A 24,115-nucleotide genomic window follows, 5' to 3' on the forward strand; every position below is an offset into this window, starting at 1 on the left:
GTAAAACCTCAGTCAATCAATCCATGAGCGTCATAAAACGGATACGGCCCCGGGTACTCCCCGAACACGCCGTTGTGGCTGATCACACCTTGTTGCGCCTCCCAGCGATGCAACAAATAGCCCGCCGGCTCCAGGTTGAAATGCGCGGGCGCCGCTTCTTGCAAATCCAGCACGATCTGGTGAGACGTGCCGGGACACACACAACTCAAACTGCCGCCGAAACGGCGCTGCATCGGCCGATGCAGATGCCCGCACAACAGCCGCTCCACTTGCGGGTGGCGTGCGACGACCTGCTCCAGGCCAGCGGCGTTGATGAAGGGTTCGCGGTCCATATGGCCGATACCGCTGATGAACGGCGGGTGATGCAGGATCAGCAAGGTGGGTGCATCAGGACGCAACGCCAGTTGCTCATCGAGCCACTGCAATTGGCTGTCCAACAACTGCCCGCCATGGCCGCCGGGAATGGTGGAGTCGAGGCCGATCAGGCGCAGCGGATACTCGTCCACCACCCAGTCCAACGGGCCATCTGCCGACAGTGGCAAATAAGGGTGATCACGGAACGCCTCCAGCAACGGCCCGCGTGTGTCATGGTTGCCAGGCACCAGGTAGCACGGCATGTGCAGGCGTGCGAGTTCGGGGTGCAGCACGGCATATTCATCGGCGCGGCCGAAGTCCACCAGGTCACCGCTGATTACCACGATATCGGGCCGTGGGTGGCTTGCGTTCAAATGGTCGACGGCGCGGCGCAACGCACCCAGGGTATCGACAACGCCATAGGTCAAGCGCTGGCCGGCTTTGAGGTGCAGGTCGCTGATCTGCGCGACTAGAAACGGACGATTCACAATAGATTCTCAAGCATTCAGGGTGAACAACATGTGCGGCGCAACCGCCAGGGCAATCGGCGCGCCGACCGCGTACAGCTGGTTGTCGCTGCTGTCGACCAACAGCGGTTGCGGGCCGCCGACATCCACCAGCAGGCGGCTTTGCGCGCCCTGGAAAAACTGCGCCAGCAGATGGCCGTGCAGGTGCCCTTCGCCCTCCATCACCCGCAGGTGTTCGGGGCGGCAGTAGACCGTGCCCGGCAGGTTGGCTTCGTGCCACGGCAACTCGCCGCCGCAGACTTTCAAGCCATGGGCTGACGGCTCGATCACCACGAAAGCGTTAAGGTTGCCGACAAAGCCCGCGACGAAGGCGTTGGCCGGTTTCTGGTAGATGTCCCGTGGGCTGGCCAACTGGGCGACGCGGCCGTGCTCCATCACCAGGATGCGATCGCCCAAGGCCATGGCTTCACCCTGGTCGTGGGTGACAAACACCGACGTAATGCCGAGACCGCGCAGCAGTTCATTCAGCTCACTGCGCAGGCGTTCGCGCAGTTGCGCATCCAGCGCTGCCAGAGGTTCATCCAGCAATAAAACCTTGGGGCGCGGCGCCAACGCACGGGCCAAAGCCACGCGCTGACGCTGGCCGCCGGACAGTTCATGGATGCTGCGCTTGCCGTGGTTCTGCAAACCCACCAGTTCCAGCAATTCTTCACAACGCTTGTTGCGCTCCGGTGCCGACATACCGCGAATTTTCAGGCCGTAGACGATATTGCCCGCCACATCCAGGTTGGGAAACAGCGCGTAGTTCTGAAACACCATGCCCACGTCACGGCGTTCAATGGGCAGGCGGGTCACGTTCTGGTCACCGAAAAACACCTGGCCCACATCCGGGCGTTCCAGGCCGGCAATCAGGCGCAGGGTGGTGGTTTTGCCACAGCCGGACGGGCCAAGGATCGCCAGGGTTTCGCCGCCTTCAACGGTCAAATTCAAGTCATGCACGGCCACGGTGCCGTCGGCGAACGCCTTGCGACAGCCTTGCAGGCGGATAGTGATAGCGGTCATCGACGCTCTCCACGGGACAAACGGGCACTGATGGCCTGCAGTGCAATCAGCAGCGGCACGATCATCAGCAAAAAGATAAGGGTATAGGCGCTGGCGATTTCCAGCCGGGCCGAGGCGTAGCTGTCGGCCAGGCCGACCGGCAAGGTTTTGGTCATCGGCGTGTGCAGCATCCAGGTCAGGTTGAATTCACCCAGGGACAAGGTGACCACCATCAGCACACCCGCCAGAATCCCCGCCCGGCAATTAGGTACCACCACGCTGAAAAAGCGCTTTATCGGACCTGCACCCAGGCTGGCCGCTGCTTCCTCCAATACCGGCAATTGCTGGCGTTGCATCACCGCCATCACCGGGCGTACCAGGAACGGCAAAGTGAACAGCACATGACCGACGAGGATGAACAGCCAACTGCTGCGGAAGCTGCCGAACTGGCCGTAGGTCAGCAGCAAAGCCAACGCACTGGCCAAGCCGGGCATGGCCACCGGCAGCACCATCAGCTCCTCGAAGGCGCGGCTGAAGCGGTTGTTCATACGCACCAAGGCGTAGGCTGCCGGCACACCGATGACACAGACGCACACCGCGCAGGCCAAGGCCAATTGCAGCGACAGCCACACAGTCGGCGAATAGGCCTGCCACACCTGAATAATCCAATCAAAGGTCAAGCCACTGGACACACCCACGAAAAAGTTGCGGGTCAGCCCGGCCAGCAACGACATCAGCACCGGTACCAGCATGAAGGCGCACACCAGCAGGGTGAACAGCAGTTGAATCACAAACAGCGATGAGCGTTTCACAGCACAGTCCCCGCGTTTTTCACCAGGCGTCGCGTGAGCAGCAACACCGCCCAGGTCACCGCACCGAGTACCACCGACAGCGCAGCGGCGACGGCAAAATTGGCGTAGTTGGTGAATACGTTGTAGATCGCCACCGGGGTGACATTGAGCCGCGTGCCCAAGGTAAAGGCGGTGCCGAAAGCGCCCATGGACGTGGCAAAGCAGATCGCCCCACAGGACGCCAACGCGGGTGCCAAACCGGGCACGATCACGTCGCAGACCACGCGCCAGTGCCCTGCGCCCAGTGAATGCGCGGCCTCCTCCAGGCTGCGGTCGAGGCTTTCGCAGGCGGCCATTACCGTGAGAATTACTCGCGGAATCGAGAAGTACAGGTAGCCCACAAACAGCCCCGCCAATGAGTAGGCGAAGATCCAACGTTCCCCGGCCAGTTGCAGGCCCAGTGAGGCCAGCAGGCCTTGGCGGCCTGCCAACAAAATCACCAGGAAGCCCACCACCACGCCGGGAAAGGCCAAAGGAAAAGTGAGCAACGCCACCAGCGCCGAGCGCCCGAAAAACTGCTGGCGGGCGAGGAACACGCCGCTGATGCCGCCAATCACCAAAGCGACCAGCGTCACCACCACTGCCAGGATCAGGGTTTGCCCAAGGCTGCCCAGGTACTGCGCGCTGCTGAGCACCTGCCAATAGCCGCTGCCGCTGCTGTCGCGGCTCTCGGCGCCAAGCACCATCAGGTGCGCCAGCGGCAACAACCAGAACGCGAGCAGTACCGCAAAAGCCGGGGCCAGCGCCCAGGCTGCATGTCTTGCCGATGCGGCCACTTACTTGACCTCGTTAAGGTATCGGGCGGCGAAGGCTTCCTGCACAGCGGCCATTTTTTCGTAGTCCACCACACCGGCACGGGCATAGTCGCTGTCCGGGAGGAACTGCGCAGCCACGTCAGCCGGCATTTTCATTGGACGCACTGGGCGCAAGTAAGCCTTGGCCCAAAGCGCCTGGCCTTCGTCCGACAGCACGAAGTCGAGGACTTTCTCGGCATTGGCGCGGTGCGGTGCATTGGCGACCAGGCTCATCACGTAGGGCACGCTGATGCTGCCTTCTTTCGGAATCACGAAGGCGACGTTGGCGTTGTCTTTGTAGCGCGCGCGATAGGCGTTGAAGTCGTAGTCCACCAGGATCGGCAATTCGCCGGAGAGCACCCGCGCATAGGCGGTTTGCTTGGGCACGATGGGCGCGTTTTTCGCGAGTTTCTGGAAGTAGTCGATGGCCGGGGCGAAGTTGTCCAGGTCGCCGCCCATGGCGCGGTTAATCGCCACTGCCGACACGTAGCCGACGAAGGCACTGGACGGATCGAGGTAACCGACCATGCCTTTGTATTCCGGCTTGAGCAGGTCAGCCCAGCTTTGCGGGACCGGCAAACCGCCGAGCGCGTCGACATTGACCATGATGCCCAAGGTGCCGGAGTGGATCGCGAACCAATGGCCGGCCGGGTCTTTGAGGCCAGCAGGGATCTGGTCCCAGGCCTTGGGTTTGTAGGTGTCGACCACGCCGGCTTTTTGCGCCTGCAGGCCGAAGGTCACGCCGTAGTAAACGACATCGGCGACCGGTGCGGCTTTCTCGGCCACCAATTGCGCCAGGGACTGGCCAGAGTTTTTGTTGTCCAGCGGCACCTGCACACCGGTGCTGGCGGCGATGGCCTTGAGCTGGGTGCCCCAATCGGCCCAGTCCGGCGGGCAGTTGTAGCAGATCGCGGTTTCGGCGGCCTGGGCCAGGCTGGCCGCACCGCACAGCAACAGGGCTGCCAGGGTTTTACTGAGTGCGCGCATCAAGGGTCTCCTCGTAGGGTTGAGTACTTTCGCCGGGCCGGATATGGCAAGGCAGGCAATGGGACGTCGGGGTGTTGCCGGCGATTTGCGCCAGCAGTTGGTCAATCACGGTGCTGGCCAACAGCGCAATGGGCTGCACCACGCTGCACAGGGTCGGGTGCATCTGGGTGCCGAGGCTGATGCCGTCGAAGCCCATCACCGAAAGCTGTTGGGGCACGTTCCAGGCGTTGCGACGCAGTTCGGCAATCAGGCTGATCGCCAGGAAGTCGTTGGAGCACACCAAGGCGGTCGGTGCATCGGCGCCCTGGAGGAAAGGTTCGATAGCGGCGAACTCAGCCTGGGTGTGAGCCGGCATTTCGATCACCGGACGGCTCTTGAGGCCGTATTCCTGCATGGCATCGCAGTAGCCGGCGTAGCGCAGGCGAGCACGGTCCGATTGCAACGCGGGCCCGGCGACCATGCTGATGCGGCGGTGCCCGGCTTCCAGCAGATATCGCGTGGCGAGGGCCATGCCTGCGCGGTTGTCGACCGACACAGCGCTGTAGTTGGGGTTGCTCGGCTGGTGATACGCCAGCACGAACGGGGTCTGCTCGGTGTTCAGGCTGCTGAGCACGCTGTTGCTTTCGGCATCGGTGACCGTCAGTACCAAGCCGTCGACGCGCTGGCGCAGCAGTTCTTCCACCACAATGCACTCACGTTCGCTGCTGTAGTCGGTGGTCGCCAGCAACAGGCTGTAGCCGCGCGACCGTGCAGCGCGCTCCATGGCCTGGAACTGTTCAGCGAACACCGGGTTGAGCAGGTTGGGCACCACCACGCCGATCAACTGGGTGGTTTGCAGGCGCAGTTGGCGGCCCAGCAGATTGGGCCGAAACCCCAACTCGCGGGCGGCGGCGAACACCTGTTCACGGGTGGCCGGGCGCACTTGGTCAGGGGAAGCAAAAGTGCGGGCGGCGGTGGCGCGGGATACGCCAGCCAGGCGCGCAACGTCTTTCAGGTCAGTCATTGTCACTCGCTTGAGATCGATCTCATTGGCGAGGACAGTAGCGGGGGAATGTGGCAGGACGGTGGTGGGGAGATGACGGTTTGATGTCACTGAGCATTAAGCGCCCTCTCCCGCTGGGTGATGATCAAAGGTGGGAGCTGGCTTGCCTGCGATTGCGGACTATCAGCCAGTACTGTTGGCACTGACCCACCGCTATCGCAGGCAAGCCAGCGCCCACATTCGACCTGTGTATGCCTATAGACAGTCATACTTCGCAACTACGATTGAAAACCGGGTGCAGCAAATTCCGCCCACTAACCTTTCGATTCAATCCAAGTGCGGGCACAATGCCTGTCCTTTTTTGGCAGGCACCGCCGCAGGCTCTCAAAAATGATCAAAACGCCGTACTACCTCATCGATAAACAGAAACTTCTGGTCAACATGCAGAAGATTGCTTATGTGCGCGAGCAGTCCGGCGCCAAGGCGTTGCTGGCGCTCAAGTGCTTTGCCACCTGGTCGGTGTTCGACCTGATGCAGCAATACATGGACGGCACCACCTCGTCGTCGCTGTACGAGTTGAAGCTCGGCCGCCAGAAATTCGAAGGTGAAGCGCACGCCTACAGCGTGGCCTGGGCCGACGATGAAATCGAAGAGATGCTGGAGCACTGCGACAAGATCATCTTCAACTCGATCAGCCAGCTGCAGCGCTTTGCCGAACGCTCCGAAGGCAAGACCCGTGGCCTGCGCGTGAACCCACAGGTGAGTAGCTCCGACTACCTCCTGGCGGACCCGGCGCGCCCGTTTAGCCGCCTCGGCGAATGGGACCCGGTGAAGATCGAAGGCGTCATTGATCAGATCTCCGGCTTCATGTTCCACAACAACTGCGAGAACGGCGATTTCAGCCTGTTCGACAAAATGCTCGGCACCATCGAAGAACGCTTCGGCGCGCTGCTGCACAAGGTCGAGTGGGTCAGCCTTGGCGGCGGCATCCATTTCACCGGTGAAGACTATGCCGTGGACGCGTTCTGCGCCCGCTTGAAGGCGTTCTCCGAGAAGTACGGCGTGCAGGTCTACCTGGAACCGGGCGAAGCAGCGATCACCAACAGCGCCTCCCTGGAAGTCACCGTGCTCGACACCCTCTACAACGGCAAAAACCTCGCCGTGGTAGACAGCTCCATCGAAGCCCACCTGCTGGACCTGCTGATCTATCGCCTCAACGCCAAGCTGGCGCCAAGCGATGGCGAACACACCGTCATGGTGTGCGGCAAATCCTGCCTGGCCGGGGACATTTTCGGCGAGTATCAATTTGATCGTCCGTTGGCCATCGGCGATCGGCTGTCGTTCATCGACACCGCGGGCTACACCATGGTCAAGAAAAACTGGTTCAACGGCCTGAAAATGCCGTCCATCGTAGTGAAACAACTCGACGGTACAGTCGAAGTGGTTCGTGAATTTGGTTACGACGACTACCTGTCCAGCCTTTCGTAAGCTGGCGGATAAAGGAGAGATAAAGCAATTGAAAAAGAACGTTCTTATCATTGGTGCAGGAGGTGTCGCCAAGGTGGTGGCCCACAAGTGCGCGCAGCACAACGACGAACTCGGTCGTATTGCTATCGCGTCGCGCAACATCTCCAAATGCCAGGCCATCATCGACAGCGTCAAGGCCAAGGGTAGCCTCAAGGTTCCCGCCGACATCCAAGCCTTCGCGCTGAACGCCTTGGACGTGGAAGCGACCAAGGCCCTGATCCGCGAGACTGAATCGCAGATCGTCATTAACGTGGGTTCCGCGTTCCTCAACATGTCGGTACTGCGTGCCTGCATCGACACGGGCGTTGCGTACCTCGACACCGCCATCCACGAAGAGCCGGGCAAGGTCTGCGAGACCCCGCCGTGGTACGGCAACTACGAATGGAACCACCTGGAAGAGTGCAAACAGAAGAACATCACCGCCATCCTTGGCGTGGGCTTCGACCCAGGTGTCGTCAACGCGTACGCCGCGCTGGCGCAGCAACAGCATTTCGACCGCATTGACTCGATCGACATCCTCGACGTCAATGCCGGCTCCCATGGCAAATACTTCGCCACCAACTTCGACCCGGAAATCAACTTCCGCGAGTTCACCGGACAGGTGTGGAGCTGGCAGAACAGCCAGTGGACCAGCAACACCATGTTCGAAGTCAAACGCACCGACGACCTGCCGGTCGTCGGTTCGCAGAACCTTTACCTCACCGGCCACGATGAAGTGCACTCCCTGTCGAAAAACCTCGACGTGCCCAACGTGCGCTTCTGGATGAGCTTCGGCGAACACTACATCAACGTGTTCACCGTACTGAAAAACCTCGGCCTGCTCTCCGAGAAGCCGGTCACCACCGCCGAAGGCCTGGAAGTCGTGCCGCTGAAACTGGTCAAGGCCGTGCTGCCCGACCCGTCTTCGCTCGCGCCCGACTACACCGGCAAGACCTGCATCGGCGACCTGGTCAAAGGCACCAAGGACGGCCAGCCGCGTGAGATGTTCATCTACAACGTGGCGTGCCATGAAGAAGCCTTTGCCGAGACTGACAGCCAGGGCATTTCGTACACCGCAGGCGTTCCACCCGTAGCCGCTGCGCTGCTGGTTGCCCGTGGTGAGTGGGATGTGAAGCACATGGCCAACGTCGAGGAACTGCCGGCTGAGCCGTTCCTGAAGGCGCTGGACGTGATGGGGTTGCCAACTCGGATTAAAGACGAGAATGGTGATCGTGCTTGGGATGCGACTGCCTGAATAGGCGATAGCTGACCGAACAAAAAAATGCGCCCTCAGGGGCGCATTTTTTGTTGGGGCTCACATAAATCCCAAAGAAGAATGAAGATCAACATGTGGGAGCTGGCTTGCCTGCGATAGCGGTCTTCCAGTGACTGAGAGGCTGCTGACACACCGATATCGCAGGCAAGCCAGCTGCCACAGGGATGGCACTGCGCCCCAAATTCTCAGATATTTCCAACGCCGCCTCCCAACCGGTCCAGGTAGCGCGCCAGCACGTCTCCCGAGAATTCCGATTGCCGAATCCCGCTGCCCATCAAAAAAGCCCGGACATTGCGCCTATCCCAAGCGTAATTGTGCTGGTAAAGCTGCAATATCGTTTGCCCCTCATGCATGTCGTCCTTGAACATCCCCAATAGCGGGTACAGCAACGCATCCGTCTGGTTTTCCCACAGCCCAACCCATTTCTCGTACGGCAAGACAGCAAGGCGGCGCCCATAGTAACGGCCAACCCGCGAACAAAACTGCTTGAGATTTGGATCACGGTGCAGCGTCTGGCACAGGTTGAATTTCTTGCCAAGGGCCGCAGGTTGGCGAGCAATGTGAGCGACGGCCTTTACCATGTAGTCAACAGTCGTCAGGCCTTCGCGCATTTTTCGCAGGTCTGGCACCGCGCCATGCTCAAGACAGGTTTTGATAAACCGGCCCCACCACTGGTAGTCGGCACATACGCCGGTGCGGCTGTGACAGGTCGCGTAACCGAGGCGGAAAGTCATCAAGGGCAGGCCTTTGGCCGCCGCCATATCCGCTATTTTTTCCATCACCCACTTACTTTGAACATACCCAAGATCGTGCCGTATTGCGGGTAGGTTTTCATCGATGCAATCGTCCTCGTACACACGGCGCTTAAGGGTATAGCGGTGCCCCCAGCTGTAGATGGAAATAGTCGACATCAACATCAGCGCTTTGGTTTTTCCTGCGGCGCAAAAACTGAGAATGCGCCTGAGGCCCTCGACGTTATCAGTCCTCATGTAGGAATACGGCATGATGAAATTGACCGCGCTGGCCGAGTGGACCACCGCATCAATCATTTTAGAAAGCCACGCATACTCGCCGGGCTCTAATCCCATGTTGTGCTGCGACAAATCGCTGACATACACACGGATGCGCGCCCAATCACTCGCTTTAAGCTCCACCCGGTAACGCTCGCTGATTTGTTGAAGCCGCGCCAGGCCGGCTTCGGGCTGTTCACAGCGTACCGGGCAATGAATGCACGCGGCGCCCGTGGCTAAAAGCTGCTGGAGCAGATGAATCCCAACGAACCCTGTCACCCCGGTAAGCCAGACATGCTTTGGGTCGCCTACCTGTGCGGTATCAAAGCCACCTCTAAAATCCGTACCGGCATCCAGGAATACATCATCTTCGAAATTGATGGCAGGCTGAGCGCCGCCCTGCGCGGAAGGCTGACAGCGGTGGGCCAGCTCAGCGGCAAGATCTTTCAATACGATATGTTCATAGATTTCACGCACTGCCACCCTGATACCGAAGCCTTCAGACAGCTGTTTAGCCAACTGCGCCACGCGCAACGAATGCCCGCCCACCTCAAGAAAACTATCGTCCACTGAAAAATTGCCATGCCCGAGCACCGCATACCAAGCGAGCGCGACCTTGCGCTGGTTTTCATCGCTGAAGCGATCCACTGCCAACAGGTCGGGTTGCAGTTTTTTCAATAATTCGAGCAGGGCTGGCTTATCGGTCTTGCCGTTGCCATTGCTTGGCAGTTCGGCCACGCAGTGGAAGGTGAAAGGCACCATATATTCAGGCAAGTCGCGCCCAAGGCTACGGCGCAGGTCGGCCTCCAGCCGCTTCGGATGGACGTGTCGATTCCAGGGCACGACAAATGCAACCAAACGTTTGTCAGCCTGAGTGCCCCCATCTTCCACAACCACCGCCGCACTGGTGACTTGCGACTCCTTAAGCAGGCGTGCCTCGATCTCACCCAGTTCAACCCGGTAGCCGCGTATCTTGACTTGACCGTCCAGCCGCCCTAGAAACTGGATACTGCCATCCTCAAGGATCCGCGCTTGGTCGCCGCTGCGATATAGGCGACGCCTGAGCACTTTGGAATAGATGAAACGCTGCCGGGTCAATTCAGGCGCGCCCAGATATTCTCTGGCTAAACAGGGCCCGGCAATACACAACTCACCTACCTTGCCAGCGCCTACTTCCTGCAAATGCTCATCAAGGATGTAGATTTTGCACTGCCCGATCGGAAGGCCAATGGAATCGGCTTGGTTCAAACGTCTGCTTTGCACAAGGTGCGAGGTAACGAAAATGGTCGCTTCGGTGGGGCCATAACAGTCCACCAATTTAAAGGATAAGTGCTCCACTCTCAGGGGATGCAGCTTTTCGCCACAGGTATAGATGTATTTGAGTGAGAGGGCTGGCGGCTGGCGGGCATTCACGATGTTGTAGACTTTCAGGGTTGGTACGAACGCGTGCGTGATTTGATGCGTCACACAAAAAGCCAGGAATGCATCACTGCTGAGTAACGACTCTTGATCCAGCAGATAAAGGCAAGCTCCGACAACCAGATTTGACCAGACTTCTGCTTGGATCAAGTCAAACCCTACTGCTGCCATCACCGTGGATCGGCTGCTCGGGTCGATATCCAGACGTGCATTGTGTTCGAGCATCAACCCTATGACGCTACGATGCTCGACGACCACGCCCTTCGGATTGCCCGTAGTGCCCGATGTGAAAATCACGTACATAACGTCCGTGGGCTTGACCCAGACAGGTCGAGACAGCACGGACTCGGGCCCGGCCAGCAACTCGTCGACCGTTGTTAATGTGCACTCAGGCAATGGCGCTCGATCATCAGCCAGGGTAGAGAGCACCACCCGAGCGCCGCATTGCCGGGCAACGTATTCTTTGCGGTTCTGTGGCAATGTCCTGTCGAGCGGGACGTACGCTGCACCGGTTTTGAGTACGGCCAAAAAGGCAATGATCAGCGCCACCGAGCGCTCAGCCTGAACCAACACGAGATCGCCGACACCGATCTTCAACGCTTGCAAACCAGCCGCCACCTTAGTGCTTTGATGGTCGAGCTCTGCGTAAGTCAGCCGTTGCTCGTGGCCTACCACAGCCAACCGATCGGGGTTGACCTTGACCTGTTGTGCAAATGCGCTCACAACCGTGTGCGGGAACATGTTAAACCCTCCTGGTTCGCTCTCCTTGAGCACGTCCGCCTTCCAGCTGTTATTTTTTGCTGATTTCCAGAACATTTCCCCTGCTAGAAATGACAGTTTTTTAGACTGACTTCATCTAATCGCTATAGCGTCCACACACCGCCCCCCCCATATCGTTCACTCAACCACTCCAACGCATTCGATTCTGGCGACCAGCCCCCACCTCTTCATATAGCCCACTCGTTGCCATGATTGAGTTGACTTGCTTGGTCTGACGCGTCGCACGCGGTAGTAGAAGACCAATCGCCAAACGGTCAAAGATACTGTCACTTCCTACAGGTTACTGATCTCGTAAACCTCGCTAGCCTTAGCCAGTCGAATTCGTACGTCGACTGGCTTAACCATTCACCCTGTACGAAAGGACTCGTCCATGAACCTGCCGAAGAACTCGAACAGCCTCCCCGCGCGCCGGGTCGGTCTGGTCTACAGCACCGGCTGCTATCTGACTTTCCTGGTCACTTTTTTATACCTGATAGGCTTCGTGGGTGGCGTCCTGGTGCCCAAGGACATCAACGCTGGGCCAATCACTGTTGTTTGCGGTGGGGCTGACCATCTATCTCTTCGTTGGGACCCACTTTGAAGAAAAGGATCTGGTGGTGCTGTTTAGGGAGAGGTATCAACGGTATCAGGGTGAGGTGAGCATGATTGTGCCGATGCCGAAGAGGAAAGCCAGGGGGTGCAAATAACGGCAGTGAATAGACACTCCAGCCGATGATTTAAGATGTGGCGGTCATACCGCACCGTGGCGAGAGTGCCAGTGCCGGATGTGCTAGCTGACACACTGCATAGCAGGCAAGCCAGCTCCCACAGGGATGGCACTGCGCCCCAGATTCTCGGATATATCCCACAACCGTTTCAGGTTGTCGCTCGGAAGTGCGCTGACTAACCTCTCTGCCGTCGCTGCCAATTCAGCGACCGGATTTGACCGTCCGAACCCGAATACACTTATGCCAACATCGATTCAGGCGTTTTTTTTACGTCTGATGTATCGTGTCGCGGCAGCTGTACGCGGGATACCTTTGGGTATGCCGGGCTCCTCGGGACCGGTCGGTCAACCCGCGTATAGCTGCCACCCTATTTCGTTTGACCGCGAATCGTGGCAGCTCCATTCCCGACGGAGTTTCACCATGATCAAAGACAGTCCAAATCCCCCAGAAACACTCTTCACCGTCCGCGCCGACTTAGGCACGGAAACCCTGCTGGTCAACGCCTCCCAGGACCTGGCCTCCATCAACGATATCGCCACTCACCTGGCCTTTGAAATCGACGGTGCTCAACGCAACGTCGCACTGGGTATCTGCCGCATGCTCGAAGGTGTGCAACTGCTGGTCGACAAGGCATTGGACGTAGCCCACCCGGCGGCCTGAAGATGGACGGGATAGAGCGCCTGAGCTATCTTCGGGCGCTCTATCGACCGCCCCCAAACAGGAAGTTACCGCTTGAGCACGTCACCCCTACTGCGAGGCCGCACCTTCGCCCTCCTCGCCGGTATCGCCTTTGTTGCCGTCGACCAACTCGTCAAACTACTGGCCCTGGTTTCACTGCAAGCCAACAGTTTCAAAATCGGCTCTAACCCCATCAACCTCGCATTGGAACTGAGCCTGAACCCAGGCGCCTTCCTGAGCCTGGGCGCTGCTTTGCCGCCGCAGGTCAAACAGCTGATCTTTATCGTCGGCGTGGCAGTAGTGGTGGCCTGGGCGATGTGGTGGTCGCTGTCCAATTGGAGCCAACCACTGCGTAAGGTCTTGCCGCTGTATGCGATTGCGCTGGGTGGCATCGCCAACCTGATCGACCGCGTCTTTCGCCACGGTCATGTGGTCGACTACATGGTCCTGAATGTCGGACCGACGCATACCGGCGTGTTCAATATCGCCGATATAGCGATCACCGCTGGAGCACTGTACTTGATGGTGGATTTGTTTTTGAAACGTAAGGCCTAAAGTGATTGCTGAACCCGTGTGGGAACGGGCAAGCCCGCTCCCACAGGGAAATCATGGTGCTGGTAGATTGCATTTCAGCAGATCAACGCCATTACACCTTAGAACACCGACCACCCAATCCGCTCACTCAACAACTCCAACGCCTTCATCCCCGCCAGCGAGTTCCCCGCCGCGTTCAGCTCCGGCGACCACACGCACACCGTAAACTGCCCCGGCACCACCGCGACGATCCCGCCGCCGACCCCGCTTTTGCCTGGCAGCCCCACGCGATAGGCGAAATTCCCTGCCTCGTCATACAGCCCGCTGGTGGCCATGATCGAGTTGACTTGCTTGGTCTGGCGCGCCGTCAGGATTTGCTCGCCGCTGTGGGCGCTGGTGCCCTCGTTGGCGAGAAAGCTGAAGGCCTTGGCCAGGTCCAGGCAGCTCATCTGCAACGCGCAATAGTTGAAGTAGCTGTGCAGCACCGCGTCTACGTCATTGTGGAAGTTACCGAAGGACTTCATCAGGTAAGCCATGGCCGCGTTGCGCGCGCCGTGCTGGGCTTCGGATTCGGCGACAACGCTGTTGACCAGGATCTGCGGGTTGCCGGACAGGCGCCTTACAAAGTCGCGCATCGACAGGATCGGTACGGCAAAGCGCGATTGGTTGATGTCACAAATCACCAGCGCGCCCGCATTGATAAACGGATTACGCGGGCGCCCGCGCTCGAATTCCAGTTGCACCATGGAGTTGAACGGTTGCCCGGACGGTTCGTGGCCCAAGCGTTCCCAGATGGTTTCGCCGCCGTGGTCGATGGCCTGCACCAGGCTGAACACCTTGGAAATGCTCTGCACCGAGAACAACGTATCGGCGTCACCGGCGCGGTAGGCCGAGCCGTCGTTGCCGTACACGGCGATGCCGATCTGGTTGGCGGGTACATCGGCCAGCGCGGGGATGTAGTCGGCGACTTTGCCGAGGCCGATCAATGGACGAACTTCGTCAAGGATCGAGTCCAGCAGCGCCTGCATGTCTTGTCCTGTCATCTGTCTTTGAATCAGTGATAAGCGGGGCGCGGAGGATACTTCAATGCGCGCGGAAGCCCCACACAATCTCTACCACCCGCTCGGCCACCACCAGATACACCAGGATCAACAACAGCTGTAGCGCCAGGTGATAACGCAGCTTGGCCAATCGACGGATACCATCACTGACGTTCAACAGCATCAACAGCGTCGACAGCACAATCAGTCCCCAGCCGGCCACGCTGGAGGCAAACACCCCGATAAACAGGTCCTGCTGGCCCACGAGCGTATTGGTCCCTGCCGCAAACAACAGCGCACACACCAGCAGGTTTTTCACGTTGTCGAAAATCTGTGTGCTCAGATCGTTTTCCAGCAAGGCCAAATACCGCTTCCATAACGTGTGCATGGGTAAGTACCGGGTAGGGATCGCTCGTCAATCAAAGTAGTCCAATTGCCCGTACACTGCACCGCTGCGCTTACCCTATGAGGACTTTTGCATGAAATTGATGATCGGCCTGGCCGCCCTGCTGTTGGTATCGGCTTGCACCTCAACAGCGCCCACCACGCCACCTGCGCAAGACGCCGCCGCGTCGACGTGCCTGGCAGGCGGCGGCACGATGAAGCAAGTCGGCAAGTTGCAGAGCTGGACATGCATCACGCCGTACAAGGATGCAGGTAAGGCGTGTACCGACTCTAGTCAGTGTGATGGCGAGTGCCAGACCAGTGTCACCACCCAAACGGGCAATGGCCCGGTGACAGGCGCGTGCCAGGTGGACAACAGCCACTTCGGCTGCTCGGCGACGGTGGAAAAAGGCAAGCTCGGCCGGGCGATTTGCGTGGACTGAGCCTCGCCACCGAACAAATGTGGGAGCGGGCTTGCTCGCGAATACGGTGTATCAGTTAACGATGTATCCACTGATCAAACGCATTCGCGAGCAAGCCCGCTCCCACATTTTTTGCTCCACATTACCCTTCAAAAATGCGCCACATCCGACACCCGCTCATCCAGCACATCCCGCGCCAGTGCCCACGCCTGGTCTTTGGACTCTACCACCAGCAACGGGTACCCCCACGCCTTGCCGAACATCGCGGCGAACGGCTTGAGCGCTAGGCGCTGCGCTGCGCTGGGTTCCACCTGGATCATGCCTTTGACGTAGGCACGCAGCGCCTGTTTGTTTTTCTTCATCCAGATCGAGGCATGCTTGCGTTCCTCGTGGGAGTGTTCGTGGTTGTTTTCATCCACGGTTTTTTCGTGCAGCAACACGAAGGATTGCTGACGGGCCAACAGGCTTTCGAAAATCCGGAGGGCATCTTCCGGGCCTCTCTCGCTGGGCGCATCAAAGACGATTTTCACCACTGGGAATGTTGTGCTGTCGAGTCGCATGGCAGAGCTCCTTGTTGAGAACGGATCTCACTATATCCACCGCACCACTAGACGGCATTGCACAGGATAGCCAGACTGTTTCGCAATTCAGCCAACTTGCGATCCCCGCCATGAAGCACCATCGCCTTGAAATGCACGACCCGCTGATGGCCAAGGACGCCGATGTGTTCCCGCGCGCCGTGGTGGCCGTGACCGCCACCAGCACGTCGGACACCTGGGAACATGCGCAACATGCCCATCGCAAGGGCCAGTTGATGTACACCCTGCGCGGGATCATCCATTGCGAGATCGAAGCGGGTATCTGGATCGTTCCGCCGCAATGTGCACTGTGGATTCCCGGCGGCACGTCCCACGCGGCGCGCGGGTCTGGCGAAGCGGAAGTCTATTGCCTGTTGATCGACCCTGGCGTCGCATGCGCCCTGCCCCTGCGATGCTGCACGTTGGCCGTGTCGGGGCTGTTGCATGAGTTGATCAGCAAGGCGGTGAGTTTCCCGCAGCTCTATGACGAAGGGGGTGCCCAGGGCCGTTTGATCAATACGCTGCTTGACGAACTGGCGGCTGCACCCATCGAAGCCCTGCATTTGCCCATGCCCAAGGACCCTCGACTGCGCCGCCTGGCCGATAGTCTGTTGGCCGAACCGGCGGACAAAGCCACTCTCGGCCTATGGGCGGTGCGCATCGGCATGAGCGAACGCAGCATGACGCGCTTGCTGCTGGAGGAACTGGGGCTGAGCTTCGGTCGCTGGCGCCGGCAGTTGCATGTGATCCTGTCGTTGCAGCGGCTCGCCAAAGGCCAGAGCGTGCAAACGGTGGCGTTGGAGCTCGGCTATGAGAACGCCAGCGGCTTTATCACCATGTTCCGCAAGGCGGTGGGCCAGCCGCCGGCGCGTTACCTGGCAGACCGCGCTGGAGCATTTAGCGCGACGCCCCAGGCCATTGCGCTGAAAGAAGCTGACCCTGAATGACTACCAGCTGCCGCCCAACCCCAGCAGGCCCAGTATCTGGCGCCGCAGGTCAACCAGATAAGGATCATCGCGGTGCCGTGGATACGGCCGATCAATGCTCAATTGCGCCTGAATTTTTGCCGGACGGTCGCTGAACACAATCACCCGGTTGGCCAGCAGCAAGGCCTCTTCCACGTCATGGGTCACCAGCAACGCCGTGTAGCCTTGGCGTTGCCACAGGCCGATCAGCTCTTTTTGCATGGTGATGCGGGTCAAGGAGTCGAGCTTGCCTAAGGGCTCATCGAGGATCAGCAGGCGCGGTTGATTGACCAGTGCGCGCGCCAGGGCCACCCGTTGCGCCATGCCACCGGAGAGTTGCCGAGGATAGGCACGGGCGAACTGACTCAGGCCGACCTTTTCCAAGGCTTCATCGACCTTGGCCGAATGGGTCTTGAGCAGGCCCTGGGCTTCCAGGCCGACCGCCACGTTGTCCCACACGCGGCGCCACGGGTAAAGCGTCGGGTCCTGGAACACCACCACGCGGCTTGGGTCCGGGCCGGTGATGGCTTCACCATCCGCCAGCAAGCGGCCGGAATCCGCCGGTTCCAGGCCAGCCACCAAACGCAACAAGGTGGATTTGCCGCAACCCGAAGGCCCGAGCAAGGCCACAAACTCTCCCGGCGCCACCTCCAGAGACACCCGCTCCAACACCGGCAGGTGCTGCCCGTCCAGGGCAAAGCCATGGCTGAGGTTTTCGATGCGCAGCGCCAAGCCTTCCGACGCCGATACTGCGTGTGCCAGGGCTACCATTTCATTGATCCTTTCTGCCAGGCCAGCAACCGATCACGCACCAGGAACAACCCGGTGATCAACCCTGAACAGGCGAGTGCCATGATCAGCAATGCGGCGTACATATTCGCGTAGGCGGCCCACCCTTGGGCCCATTGCAGGTACCAGCCGATGCCGGATTTGACGCCCATCATCTCCGCCACCACCAGCGTCGAAAAGGAAGCGCCCAGGCCCATGAACAGGCCAACGAACACGTGGGGCAAGGCCGCGGGAATCGCCACTTTGAAAACCAGGAAGCCCTGCTTGGCGCCCAAGGTGCGGGCCACGTCGTAATAGGCTTGATCCACGCTCGACACGCCGGACCAAGTCAGTACCGTGACCGGGAACCACGTGGCCAGGGCGATCAGAAACACGCTGGCGCTCCAACTGCTCGGAAACAGGAAAAAACACAGCGGCAACAACGCCGTTGACGGCACCGGGCCAAGGATGCGCAGCACCGGGTGCAACCAGTAGCCGATGCGCGTGGACCAACCGATGGCCACCCCGGCAATAAACCCGGTGATCGCGCCCAGGGCCACGCCCGAGCCGAGCAGCAACGCCGAATGCAGCAGGCTGTCGGCCAGTCGCGGATAGTCTTCGAGATACACCGCCAGCAAGGCCTGGGGCGGCGCAAAAAACGGCACCGGCAACAGCGCCAGCTTGGCGGTGGCCAACTCCCAGATACCCAGTAGCACCGGCAAGGCGATCAACCAAGGGCCGGCATTACGCAAGCGCAGGCCTAGCCCTGGCAGCTTGCGCCCCAGCAGGCTCAGCACGATGAACAGCGCCGCCACAGCCACACACAGGTTGGCCAAGCCTTGGGTCATCGGCCAGTTGCGTGTCGCGTTGGGCCAGTAGCTGATCAACAGCGCAACGGCGACCCAGGCCCCGACCACCGCCACGCCCTGCCACCAGACTTTGAACGCCAGGGAGGGGTTCAGGGTTGTTGCATCAGCTGAAGACATCGACGGTGATCTCCTTGGCAAACTCCAACGGGTCGGTGCTCTTGCTGATCACCTCGACGGTTTTCAGGTCGGTAATGTAGGTGAGGATTTCCTGGGTCAGCGCCGCGCCCACCGCGTGGTGACCGTGGGTGTGGTCGTGGAGGATCGCCTGCACTTCCTCCACCGAGGTGTTCAGCGCATGGGCCTGGAAGCCTTTGGCGACTTCTTCCGGATGTTGCACCGAATAGTCGTGAGCTTCGAGGATCGCCTGGGTCAGTGCCGCGACCACGCGCTTTTCTTCACGCACCAGCTTGCCGGTGACACCGACCACGCAGCAGCTGAGGTTGGCGTACTCCTCCACCAGGTTGGTGGACAGCTCCTTCGCCACGCCAGACTTGATCAGGCGGTACATGAAGGGGTCGCTACCGCTCACCGCCTGCACTTCGCCGCGCTCAAGCGCAGTGCCGAGTAGGTCGGCTGGAAACAGACGCCATTCCACGTCACGTACCGGGTCGACACCGTGTTTTTTCAGCAGGATCGAGAAGAAATTGCGGTCCGGGCTGGCCATGTCGGTCACGCCAATGGCCTTGCCCTTGAGGTCTTCGAGTTTGGTCACGCCGCCATTCACCGCACTGAGCAAGCGCAGGCAGCCACCGTGGGTGCCGGCGGTGAGTTTCACGTCAAAACCCTGTTCCAGTGCCTTGAGCCAACGCAGCGCCATGCCCACGCCGGCATCGGCCTTGCCGGTGGCAATCGCTTCCAACAGCACTTCGGTGGAGTTGCCGAAGTTGACCAGTTCCACGTCCAGGTTGTGCTTGGTGAAAAAGCCCTGGCCCTGGGCGATCACCACCGGGGCCAGGCACACGGCGTTCAGGTTGACGGCGAGTTTCAACTTGCGCGGTGCGTCGAGGCGGATGAACTCACCGGTGCCGGCAGGTTCCTGGGCGACATTATGGCCGGCATGCGCGTCGGCAGCGAAGCCGAGGCGCGGCAGCGACAGGCTGGCCAGGGTGATACCGGCCAGGCCGAGCAGGCGACGACGGGTTAAATAATCGAAATCAGTCATGCAAAGTGTCCCTTCTAAATTGATAGATTTGCGGATATGACATGTGGGCGTTCAGCGTGTGAGATCAGCGAGGCCCAGGTGCTCGCGCAGCGTCGTCCCCTCATACGCCGTGCGGAACAACCCCTTGCGCTGCAAATGCGGAATCACACTCTCCACAAACTCCGTGAACGAGCCCGGCAGATACCCCGGCGAAATCACAAACCCATCGCAACCGCCCTGCTCGAACAGCTCGGCCAACTGGTCGGCGATTTGTGCGCCGGTGCCCACCAACTGGGGCACACGCACGCTACTGGCGAAGATGCGGCCGAGTTGTTCGAGGGTGGTTTCCGGGCCTTGCATCAATAGCTTTTCAGCGGCCGCCCGAGGGATCAGGGGCGACTGAGCGATCTCGGCCAGCGTCGCCGACAGCGGGAATGGCGACAGGTCGACATTCAGCTGCGAAGCCAAGGTCACCAACCCCAACTCCGGACGTGCCAGCGCGTTGTGCTTGTCGCGCTTGGCGCGGGCCTCGGCTTCGCTGCCACCAATAAACGGCATCACCGCCGTGAGCACTTTGCAGCTGTCAGCGGCACGGCCTTGTTGCACGACCTGGGCACGTACGTCATCACGAAACGCGCGCATCGCCGCCAAGTGCGGGTGAATGGTGAAAATGGCCTCGGCCCAACGCGCACCAAAACGCCGGCCACGCCCCGAAGAACCGGCCTGGATCAGCACCGGCCGGCCCTGGGGCGTGCGCGGAATATTCAGCGGGCCTTCAACCTTGAACCACTCGCCCTGATGCTGCACCGAACGGATCAGTTCAGGGTCCGCCAGCACCCCGCTTTCGCGATCCAGTTTCAGCGCGTCCTTGCCCCAGCTGTTCCAGAGCTTCAACGCGACTTCGACAAACTCGTCGGCGCGGTCGTAGCGCAGGTCGTGTTCCAGGTGCTTGTCCTTGCCGAACAGACGCCCTTCGCTGTCGTTCATCGAGGTCACGATGTTCCATGCCGCACGGCCCTTGGACAGGTGGTCGAGGGTGGCGAATTCGCGGGCAATGTGCGCCGGCTCGTAATAGGTGGTGGAGCGGGTGGCGCCCAGGCCCAGCTTGGTGGTCTTGCCCACCAGGTAAGAGAGGATCGGCAACGGGTCCAGGCGCGTGGCGTCCTGGGCGCCGTAGCGCAAGGCGAACTCGCGGGAGCCGCCCATCTGGTCACCCACCGCGAGGCGATCGGCGAAGAACAGGAAGTCGAACAGCCCCTCCTCCACCACCTTGGCTACCCGTGCGTAATACTCGGGGTCGAGGTAATTGCCGACGGTTTCCGGGTGGCGCCACACCGCATGGCTGTGCACCACCGGCCCACTCAACAGGAACGCGGATAAATGGATTTGGCGGCTCATGGTTTGGGTGTCCACACGGTGATTGCGCTGACCTTCAATGCCTTGGGAATCAGCTTGGCGGCGTAGTAGGTGTCGGCGATGCGTTGTTGTTCGGCGAGGTGTTCAACCTTCACGGGAATGATGTTGTAGCTGCGGCGACTGTTCGCGCGCTCCACCGTGGCAGGGGCGATATTGCCCCACAGTGGGCCAAGTATTTCGGCGGCTTCCTTGGGATGGGCCTTCACCCATTGGCCGGTCTCGCGCAGGGTGTCGAAGGTCACCTGCAACACGTCCGGGTGGGCGTTGGCGAACTGAGTGGTGGCCAGGTAGAAGCGGTTGTAGTCGGCCAGGCCGTCCTTGCCATCGGCGATCACACGCACATGATGATCGAGTTGCTGGGTGGCGAGAAACGGGTCCCAGATCACCCAGGCGTCCACGCTGCCATTGGCGAAGGCGGCGCCGCCATCCGGCGCTTCCAGGTAACGCGGGGTGATATCGCTTAGCGTCAGCCCGGCTTTTTTCAGCGCAGAGATCAGCAGGAAGTTGCTGCCCGAGCCTTTGGATACGGCGACGGTCTTGCCCTTGAGGTCGGCGATGCTGTGGATCGGTGATTTTTCCTGGACGATGATCGCCTGGGCACTCGGCGATGAGTTTTCCTGGGCGTAGTAGGTCAACGGCGCGTCCGCGGCCTGGGTAAACAGGGCAAAGGCGTCGGCCACATCGGCGTGCAGATCGACACTGCCAGCGTTGAGCGAGCTGAGCAGGCCGGTGCTGAACTCATGCCAGTTAACTGTGAAACCCAGCGGCTTGAGGCGCTGTTCCAACTGGCCATTTTGCTTGAGCAGGATCCACAAGGTGGACGAACGCTGGTAGCTGATATCCAGGCTTTGCTCGGCATGGGCCGCCGCAGCGGCGAACAGCAAACTGGCGGCAACAATAAGTTTCTTGAACGTCATGGAAGACCTTGGCGTGGGAGAAATGAAAAGAGCTGCATATGCCAAAAACCCGCGCAAGGCCTGGCAGTAGAGTTAATTCGATTATATTAATGACGAGAAATTATGAAAGAACCCTATAATTCTATGGTTATGCCCAATTCGTCGGAACCTGGGAAAAGCGCCCTAAGCTAAGATCGAAAGAGTATTTAACGAATAGTTTTTAGAACCTTAAGCTCAAATCTATTTCGTTAGAGATCGAGCACACCATGTCCATACGTCGTACCCTCGCCGCAGTAATCGGGTTGTTGGCTTTTTCCATCGGCATAAGCGCCGAGGCCCAGGCTATCGTGGGGCGCGTTGAAGGTGGTGTATGACGCGTTGGAAAAAGCGGGCAAGTGGGTGAAAACCAACCCGCAGGACGCGGCTAAAGTGCTCGGCCCGTTGTGGGGCAATCTGGATGTCGCCACGGTTGAAGCGGCGAATGCACTCCGCAGCTATCAGGTGCAGCCGGTGACAATCGATCAGTTGGGTGAACAGCAGAAGATTGCCGATGCATTCTTCAAGGCGGGGTTGTTGCCCAAGGCGGTGGATGCGAAGGATGTGCAGACCTGGAAGCCTTGAGCGAATAACAGGCACAACTCGATCAATTGTGGGAGCTGGCTTGCCTGCGATGGCGGTGGGTCAGCAATGAAAATATTGGCTGAAAAACCGCTATCGCAGCGGTGCGACGATTCGACAAGCCAGCTCCCACACTTTTAGGCTGCATAAATAGTTAGAGAAGAGTACGGCTCAAGGCCTTTTTCCACTCGCCATAACGCCCCGCCATCGCCGGATCTTCCTGCGGCTCAAACCGCTCCCGCTGGCGCTCCAACGCGCCCAGCGCTTCATCACTCGCCCACACTCCCGACGCCCTGCCCGCCAGGTGCGCCGCGCCCAATGCCGACACCTCCGGTGACAGGCTGCGCACCACCGGGCGTTGCAGCAGGTTGGCCAGGAACTGCATCAGCCAGCGGTTGCGCGTCGCGCCGCCATCCACCCACAACGCCTTCAACGGGCTGCCGATGTCCTGCTGCATCGCTTCGAACACATCACGGATCTGATAACCGATGGATTCCAGTGAAGCACGCAGGATGTGTGCGCCGGACGTGGCTTCGGTCAGCCCGCAGATCAACCCGCGTGCGTCAGCTTTCCAATGTGGCGCGCCCAGCCCGGACAGCGCCGGCACGAAATACACGCCGCCGTTGTCGGGCAGTTGCGCGGCCTGCTCCGTCAAGGCGTCCAGGGATTCCCCGGCCACCAGCCGCGAAGCCCACTGCACGGCGGCACCGGTGTGGACGATATTGCCTTCCATGCCGAAGGTCGGTGTGCCGCCGTCGTGCCAGGCCAGTGTGGTCGAAAGGCCGTGAGTGGAGGCAATCGGGCCGCTCATGGGCGTCATCAAGGATGAGCCGGTGCCAAGCGTGGCTTTCACCAGGCCGGGCGCAAAACCACCCTGCCCGTAGAGTGCGGCGTGTGAGTCGCCGATCATCGACATCACCGGGATGCCGGCGGGCAAGCCGCCCACCGCGACGGTTTCGGCGAAGAAGCCGGCGCTGGGCCGAATCGGCGCCAGTGCCGCCAGCGGGATGGCGAACAGCGCTAACAGCTCTGGGTCCCAGGCGCAGGTGTGCAGGTTGAACAATTGCGTGCGCGCGGCGTTGGAATAGTCGGTGGCAAATACCTGGCCGCCGCTGAGTTTCCACAGCAGCCAACTGTCGACCGTGCCCAGGCAGATCTCACCCGCAGCAGCGCGGGCATGACCATTTTCCAGATTGTCGAGAATCCAGCGAAACTTGCCGGCGGAAAACATCGGGTCGAGGGCCAAACCGGTTTTTTCCAGAACGAGCGCCTCATGACCTTGCGCGTGCAGCCGGGCACATAACGCCGTGGAGCGCCGGCACTGCCAACTGATACACGGCGAGAGTGCTTCACCGGTATGTCGATCCCAGGCCACCACCGATTCACGCTGGTTGCTGATGGCCAATGCAGTGACTGGCCGATCCACCTGAGCCAGGCATTCTTCAATGGCGGCCAGGGTGCTGTGCCAGATCAACAGCGGATCCTGCTCAGAAAAACCCGGCTGTGGATGAATGATGCTCAATGGCCGAGAGCCGCGTGCTATCACCTGCCCGAGCTCGTTGACCAGCACCGCCTTGGCGTTGCTGGTGCCTTCATCTATCGCCAGGATCAGCGGCGTAGGATTATTCATGA

23 protein-coding genes and 1 pseudogene are annotated in these 24,115 nt (G+C 60.0%); 8 read left to right on the plus strand and 16 right to left on the minus strand.

What is annotated here, in order from left to right; genetic code table 11:
• Positions 1–8: 8 nt before the first annotated feature.
• Genes JBO08_RS08685 through JBO08_RS08710 form a run of 6 tightly spaced genes read right to left on the minus strand, consistent with a single transcriptional unit; the run spans position 9 to position 5,497 of the window.
• On the minus strand, positions 9–842 hold the full coding sequence (locus tag JBO08_RS08685; RefSeq protein ID WP_065881978.1) for a phosphodiesterase: 834 nt from the start codon (positions 840–842) through the stop codon (positions 9–11).
• 9 nt (positions 843–851) lie between these two features.
• A complete protein-coding gene (locus tag JBO08_RS08690; protein ID WP_220074178.1) occupies positions 852–1,883 on the minus strand; it encodes an ABC transporter ATP-binding protein in 1,032 nt (343 codons plus the stop codon).
• Positions 1,880–2,674 (minus strand): ABC transporter permease, encoded by a 795-nt coding sequence (locus tag JBO08_RS08695; RefSeq protein WP_065872160.1) that lies wholly within the window; start codon positions 2,672–2,674, stop codon positions 1,880–1,882. The genes JBO08_RS08690 and JBO08_RS08695 overlap by 4 nt, the downstream gene beginning before the upstream one ends.
• Positions 2,671–3,489: an iron ABC transporter permease gene (locus tag JBO08_RS08700; protein ID WP_065872159.1), complete on the minus strand. Its 819-nt coding sequence runs from the start codon at positions 3,487–3,489 to the stop codon at positions 2,671–2,673. Before JBO08_RS08700 ends, JBO08_RS08695 begins: the two co-directional genes overlap by 4 nt.
• Positions 3,490–4,494, minus strand: coding sequence for an ABC transporter substrate-binding protein (locus tag JBO08_RS08705; protein WP_065872158.1), 1,005 nt, complete (start codon positions 4,492–4,494; stop codon positions 3,490–3,492).
• The gene (locus JBO08_RS08710; RefSeq protein WP_065872157.1) at positions 4,478–5,497 is read right to left on the minus strand and encodes a LacI family DNA-binding transcriptional regulator; all 1,020 of its coding nucleotides are present in this window, start codon (positions 5,495–5,497) and stop codon (positions 4,478–4,480) included. Before JBO08_RS08710 ends, JBO08_RS08705 begins: the two co-directional genes overlap by 17 nt.
• Positions 5,498–5,866: 369 nt before the next feature.
• Between JBO08_RS08710 and JBO08_RS08715 the strand changes: the two genes are divergently transcribed.
• Positions 5,867–6,964, plus strand: a complete 1,098-nt coding sequence (locus JBO08_RS08715) for a carboxynorspermidine decarboxylase (protein ID WP_065872156.1) — start codon at positions 5,867–5,869, stop codon at positions 6,962–6,964.
• A gap of 28 nt (positions 6,965–6,992) precedes the next feature.
• Positions 6,993–8,237, plus strand: coding sequence for a saccharopine dehydrogenase family protein (locus tag JBO08_RS08720; protein WP_065881973.1), 1,245 nt, complete (start codon positions 6,993–6,995; stop codon positions 8,235–8,237).
• Positions 8,238–8,443: 206 nt separating this feature from the next.
• On the opposite strand, the gene JBO08_RS08725 is transcribed toward JBO08_RS08720, so the two are convergent.
• A complete protein-coding gene (locus JBO08_RS08725; protein ID WP_220074177.1) occupies positions 8,444–11,428 on the minus strand; it encodes an amino acid adenylation domain-containing protein in 2,985 nt (994 codons plus the stop codon).
• A gap of 409 nt (positions 11,429–11,837) precedes the next feature.
• On the opposite strand from JBO08_RS08725, the gene JBO08_RS08730 reads away from it, so the two are divergent.
• From JBO08_RS08730 to JBO08_RS08740, 3 genes are all read left to right on the plus strand, one after another.
• Positions 11,838–12,047, plus strand: coding sequence for a hypothetical protein (locus tag JBO08_RS08730; protein ID WP_258407020.1), 210 nt, complete (start codon positions 11,838–11,840; stop codon positions 12,045–12,047).
• A 547-nt stretch (positions 12,048–12,594) separates the two neighbouring features.
• Positions 12,595–12,834, plus strand: coding sequence for a DUF6124 family protein (locus JBO08_RS08735; protein WP_065872153.1), 240 nt, complete (start codon positions 12,595–12,597; stop codon positions 12,832–12,834).
• Between the two features lie 72 nt (positions 12,835–12,906).
• Entirely contained in the window at positions 12,907–13,407 is a 501-nt protein-coding gene (locus JBO08_RS08740) for a signal peptidase II (protein WP_220074176.1), read from the plus strand.
• Positions 13,408–13,505: 98 nt separating this feature from the next.
• Here JBO08_RS08740 and glsB read toward each other — a convergent pair whose 3' ends face one another.
• Both glsB and JBO08_RS08750 read right to left on the minus strand, forming a co-directional pair.
• Entirely contained in the window at positions 13,506–14,414 is a 909-nt protein-coding gene (gene glsB / locus JBO08_RS08745; RefSeq protein ID WP_065890801.1) for a glutaminase B, read from the minus strand.
• A gap of 55 nt (positions 14,415–14,469) precedes the next feature.
• Positions 14,470–14,814 carry a hypothetical protein gene (locus JBO08_RS08750; RefSeq protein WP_049712765.1) on the minus strand — a complete coding sequence of 115 codons (345 nt, stop codon included), beginning with the start codon at positions 14,812–14,814 and terminating at the stop codon, positions 14,470–14,472.
• Between the two features lie 91 nt (positions 14,815–14,905).
• On the opposite strand from JBO08_RS08750, the gene JBO08_RS08755 reads away from it, so the two are divergent.
• A complete protein-coding gene (locus JBO08_RS08755) occupies positions 14,906–15,253 on the plus strand; it encodes a hypothetical protein (protein ID WP_220074175.1) in 348 nt (115 codons plus the stop codon).
• Positions 15,254–15,381: 128 nt separating this feature from the next.
• Here JBO08_RS08755 and JBO08_RS08760 read toward each other — a convergent pair whose 3' ends face one another.
• The gene (locus JBO08_RS08760; RefSeq protein ID WP_220074174.1) at positions 15,382–15,792 is read right to left on the minus strand and encodes a hypothetical protein; all 411 of its coding nucleotides are present in this window, start codon (positions 15,790–15,792) and stop codon (positions 15,382–15,384) included.
• Between the two features lie 110 nt (positions 15,793–15,902).
• On the opposite strand from JBO08_RS08760, the gene JBO08_RS08765 reads away from it, so the two are divergent.
• Entirely contained in the window at positions 15,903–16,757 is an 855-nt protein-coding gene (locus JBO08_RS08765) for a helix-turn-helix domain-containing protein (protein WP_220074173.1), read from the plus strand.
• Here the strand turns inward: JBO08_RS08765 and JBO08_RS08770 are convergent, their stop codons facing one another.
• Genes JBO08_RS08770 through JBO08_RS08790 form a run of 5 tightly spaced genes read right to left on the minus strand, consistent with a single transcriptional unit; the run spans position 16,758 to position 21,886 of the window.
• Entirely contained in the window at positions 16,758–17,546 is a 789-nt protein-coding gene (locus JBO08_RS08770) for an ABC transporter ATP-binding protein (RefSeq protein WP_065881964.1), read from the minus strand.
• The gene (locus JBO08_RS08775) at positions 17,540–18,529 is read right to left on the minus strand and encodes an ABC transporter permease (RefSeq protein ID WP_065872146.1); all 990 of its coding nucleotides are present in this window, start codon (positions 18,527–18,529) and stop codon (positions 17,540–17,542) included. Before JBO08_RS08775 ends, JBO08_RS08770 begins: the two co-directional genes overlap by 7 nt.
• Positions 18,516–19,574 (minus strand): ABC transporter substrate-binding protein, encoded by a 1,059-nt coding sequence (locus JBO08_RS08780; protein WP_065881962.1) that lies wholly within the window; start codon positions 19,572–19,574, stop codon positions 18,516–18,518. The genes JBO08_RS08775 and JBO08_RS08780 overlap by 14 nt, the downstream gene beginning before the upstream one ends.
• Before the next feature lie 51 nt (positions 19,575–19,625).
• Positions 19,626–20,951, minus strand: coding sequence for an LLM class flavin-dependent oxidoreductase (locus tag JBO08_RS08785; protein WP_220074172.1), 1,326 nt, complete (start codon positions 20,949–20,951; stop codon positions 19,626–19,628).
• Positions 20,948–21,886: an aliphatic sulfonate ABC transporter substrate-binding protein gene (locus tag JBO08_RS08790; protein ID WP_220074171.1), complete on the minus strand. Its 939-nt coding sequence runs from the start codon at positions 21,884–21,886 to the stop codon at positions 20,948–20,950. Before JBO08_RS08790 ends, JBO08_RS08785 begins: the two co-directional genes overlap by 4 nt.
• 336 nt (positions 21,887–22,222) lie before the next feature.
• On the opposite strand from JBO08_RS08790, the pseudogene JBO08_RS08795 reads away from it, so the two are divergent.
• Positions 22,223–22,486 (plus strand): annotated as a pseudogene (locus JBO08_RS08795) (ABC transporter substrate-binding protein); the annotation flags it as partial.
• 151 nt (positions 22,487–22,637) lie between these two features.
• Here the strand turns inward: JBO08_RS08795 and JBO08_RS08800 are convergent.
• Positions 22,638–24,113, minus strand: coding sequence for an FGGY family carbohydrate kinase (locus JBO08_RS08800; protein ID WP_220074170.1), 1,476 nt, complete (start codon positions 24,111–24,113; stop codon positions 22,638–22,640).
• Between the last annotated feature and the right edge of the window lie 2 nt (positions 24,114–24,115).

The organism is Pseudomonas sp. LAP_36 (assembly GCF_019456785.1).
In the GTDB taxonomy this organism is placed as follows: Bacteria; Pseudomonadota; Gammaproteobacteria; order Pseudomonadales; family Pseudomonadaceae; genus Aquipseudomonas; species Aquipseudomonas tritici.

What these genes read in the sequence shown, in the direction of transcription:
- JBO08_RS08710 (WP_065872157.1), bottom strand. Translation starts at nt 5,497, where the DNA reads ATGACTGACCTGAAAGACGTTGCGCGCCTGGCTGGCGTATCCCGCGCC.
- glsB (WP_065890801.1), bottom strand. Translation starts at nt 14,414, where the DNA reads ATGCAGGCGCTGCTGGACTCGATCCTTGACGAAGTTCGTCCATTGATC.
- JBO08_RS08690 (WP_220074178.1), bottom strand. Translation starts at nt 1,883, where the DNA reads ATGACCGCTATCACTATCCGCCTGCAAGGCTGTCGCAAGGCGTTCGCC.
- JBO08_RS08790 (WP_220074171.1), bottom strand. Translation starts at nt 21,886, where the DNA reads ATGACGTTCAAGAAACTTATTGTTGCCGCCAGTTTGCTGTTCGCCGCT.
- JBO08_RS08750 (WP_049712765.1), bottom strand. Translation starts at nt 14,814, where the DNA reads ATGCACACGTTATGGAAGCGGTATTTGGCCTTGCTGGAAAACGATCTG.
- JBO08_RS08730 (WP_258407020.1), top strand. Translation starts at nt 11,838, where the DNA reads ATGAACCTGCCGAAGAACTCGAACAGCCTCCCCGCGCGCCGGGTCGGT.
- JBO08_RS08760 (WP_220074174.1), bottom strand. Translation starts at nt 15,792, where the DNA reads ATGCGACTCGACAGCACAACATTCCCAGTGGTGAAAATCGTCTTTGAT.
- JBO08_RS08725 (WP_220074177.1), bottom strand. Translation starts at nt 11,428, where the DNA reads ATGTTCCCGCACACGGTTGTGAGCGCATTTGCACAACAGGTCAAGGTC.
- JBO08_RS08800 (WP_220074170.1), bottom strand. Translation starts at nt 24,113, where the DNA reads ATGAATAATCCTACGCCGCTGATCCTGGCGATAGATGAAGGCACCAGC.
- JBO08_RS08780 (WP_065881962.1), bottom strand. Translation starts at nt 19,574, where the DNA reads ATGACTGATTTCGATTATTTAACCCGTCGTCGCCTGCTCGGCCTGGCC.
- JBO08_RS08765 (WP_220074173.1), top strand. Translation starts at nt 15,903, where the DNA reads ATGAAGCACCATCGCCTTGAAATGCACGACCCGCTGATGGCCAAGGAC.
- JBO08_RS08715 (WP_065872156.1), top strand. Translation starts at nt 5,867, where the DNA reads ATGATCAAAACGCCGTACTACCTCATCGATAAACAGAAACTTCTGGTC.
- JBO08_RS08785 (WP_220074172.1), bottom strand. Translation starts at nt 20,951, where the DNA reads ATGAGCCGCCAAATCCATTTATCCGCGTTCCTGTTGAGTGGGCCGGTG.
- JBO08_RS08775 (WP_065872146.1), bottom strand. Translation starts at nt 18,529, where the DNA reads ATGTCTTCAGCTGATGCAACAACCCTGAACCCCTCCCTGGCGTTCAAA.
- JBO08_RS08770 (WP_065881964.1), bottom strand. Translation starts at nt 17,546, where the DNA reads ATGGTAGCCCTGGCACACGCAGTATCGGCGTCGGAAGGCTTGGCGCTG.
- JBO08_RS08705 (WP_065872158.1), bottom strand. Translation starts at nt 4,494, where the DNA reads ATGCGCGCACTCAGTAAAACCCTGGCAGCCCTGTTGCTGTGCGGTGCG.
- JBO08_RS08755 (WP_220074175.1), top strand. Translation starts at nt 14,906, where the DNA reads ATGAAATTGATGATCGGCCTGGCCGCCCTGCTGTTGGTATCGGCTTGC.
- JBO08_RS08735 (WP_065872153.1), top strand. Translation starts at nt 12,595, where the DNA reads ATGATCAAAGACAGTCCAAATCCCCCAGAAACACTCTTCACCGTCCGC.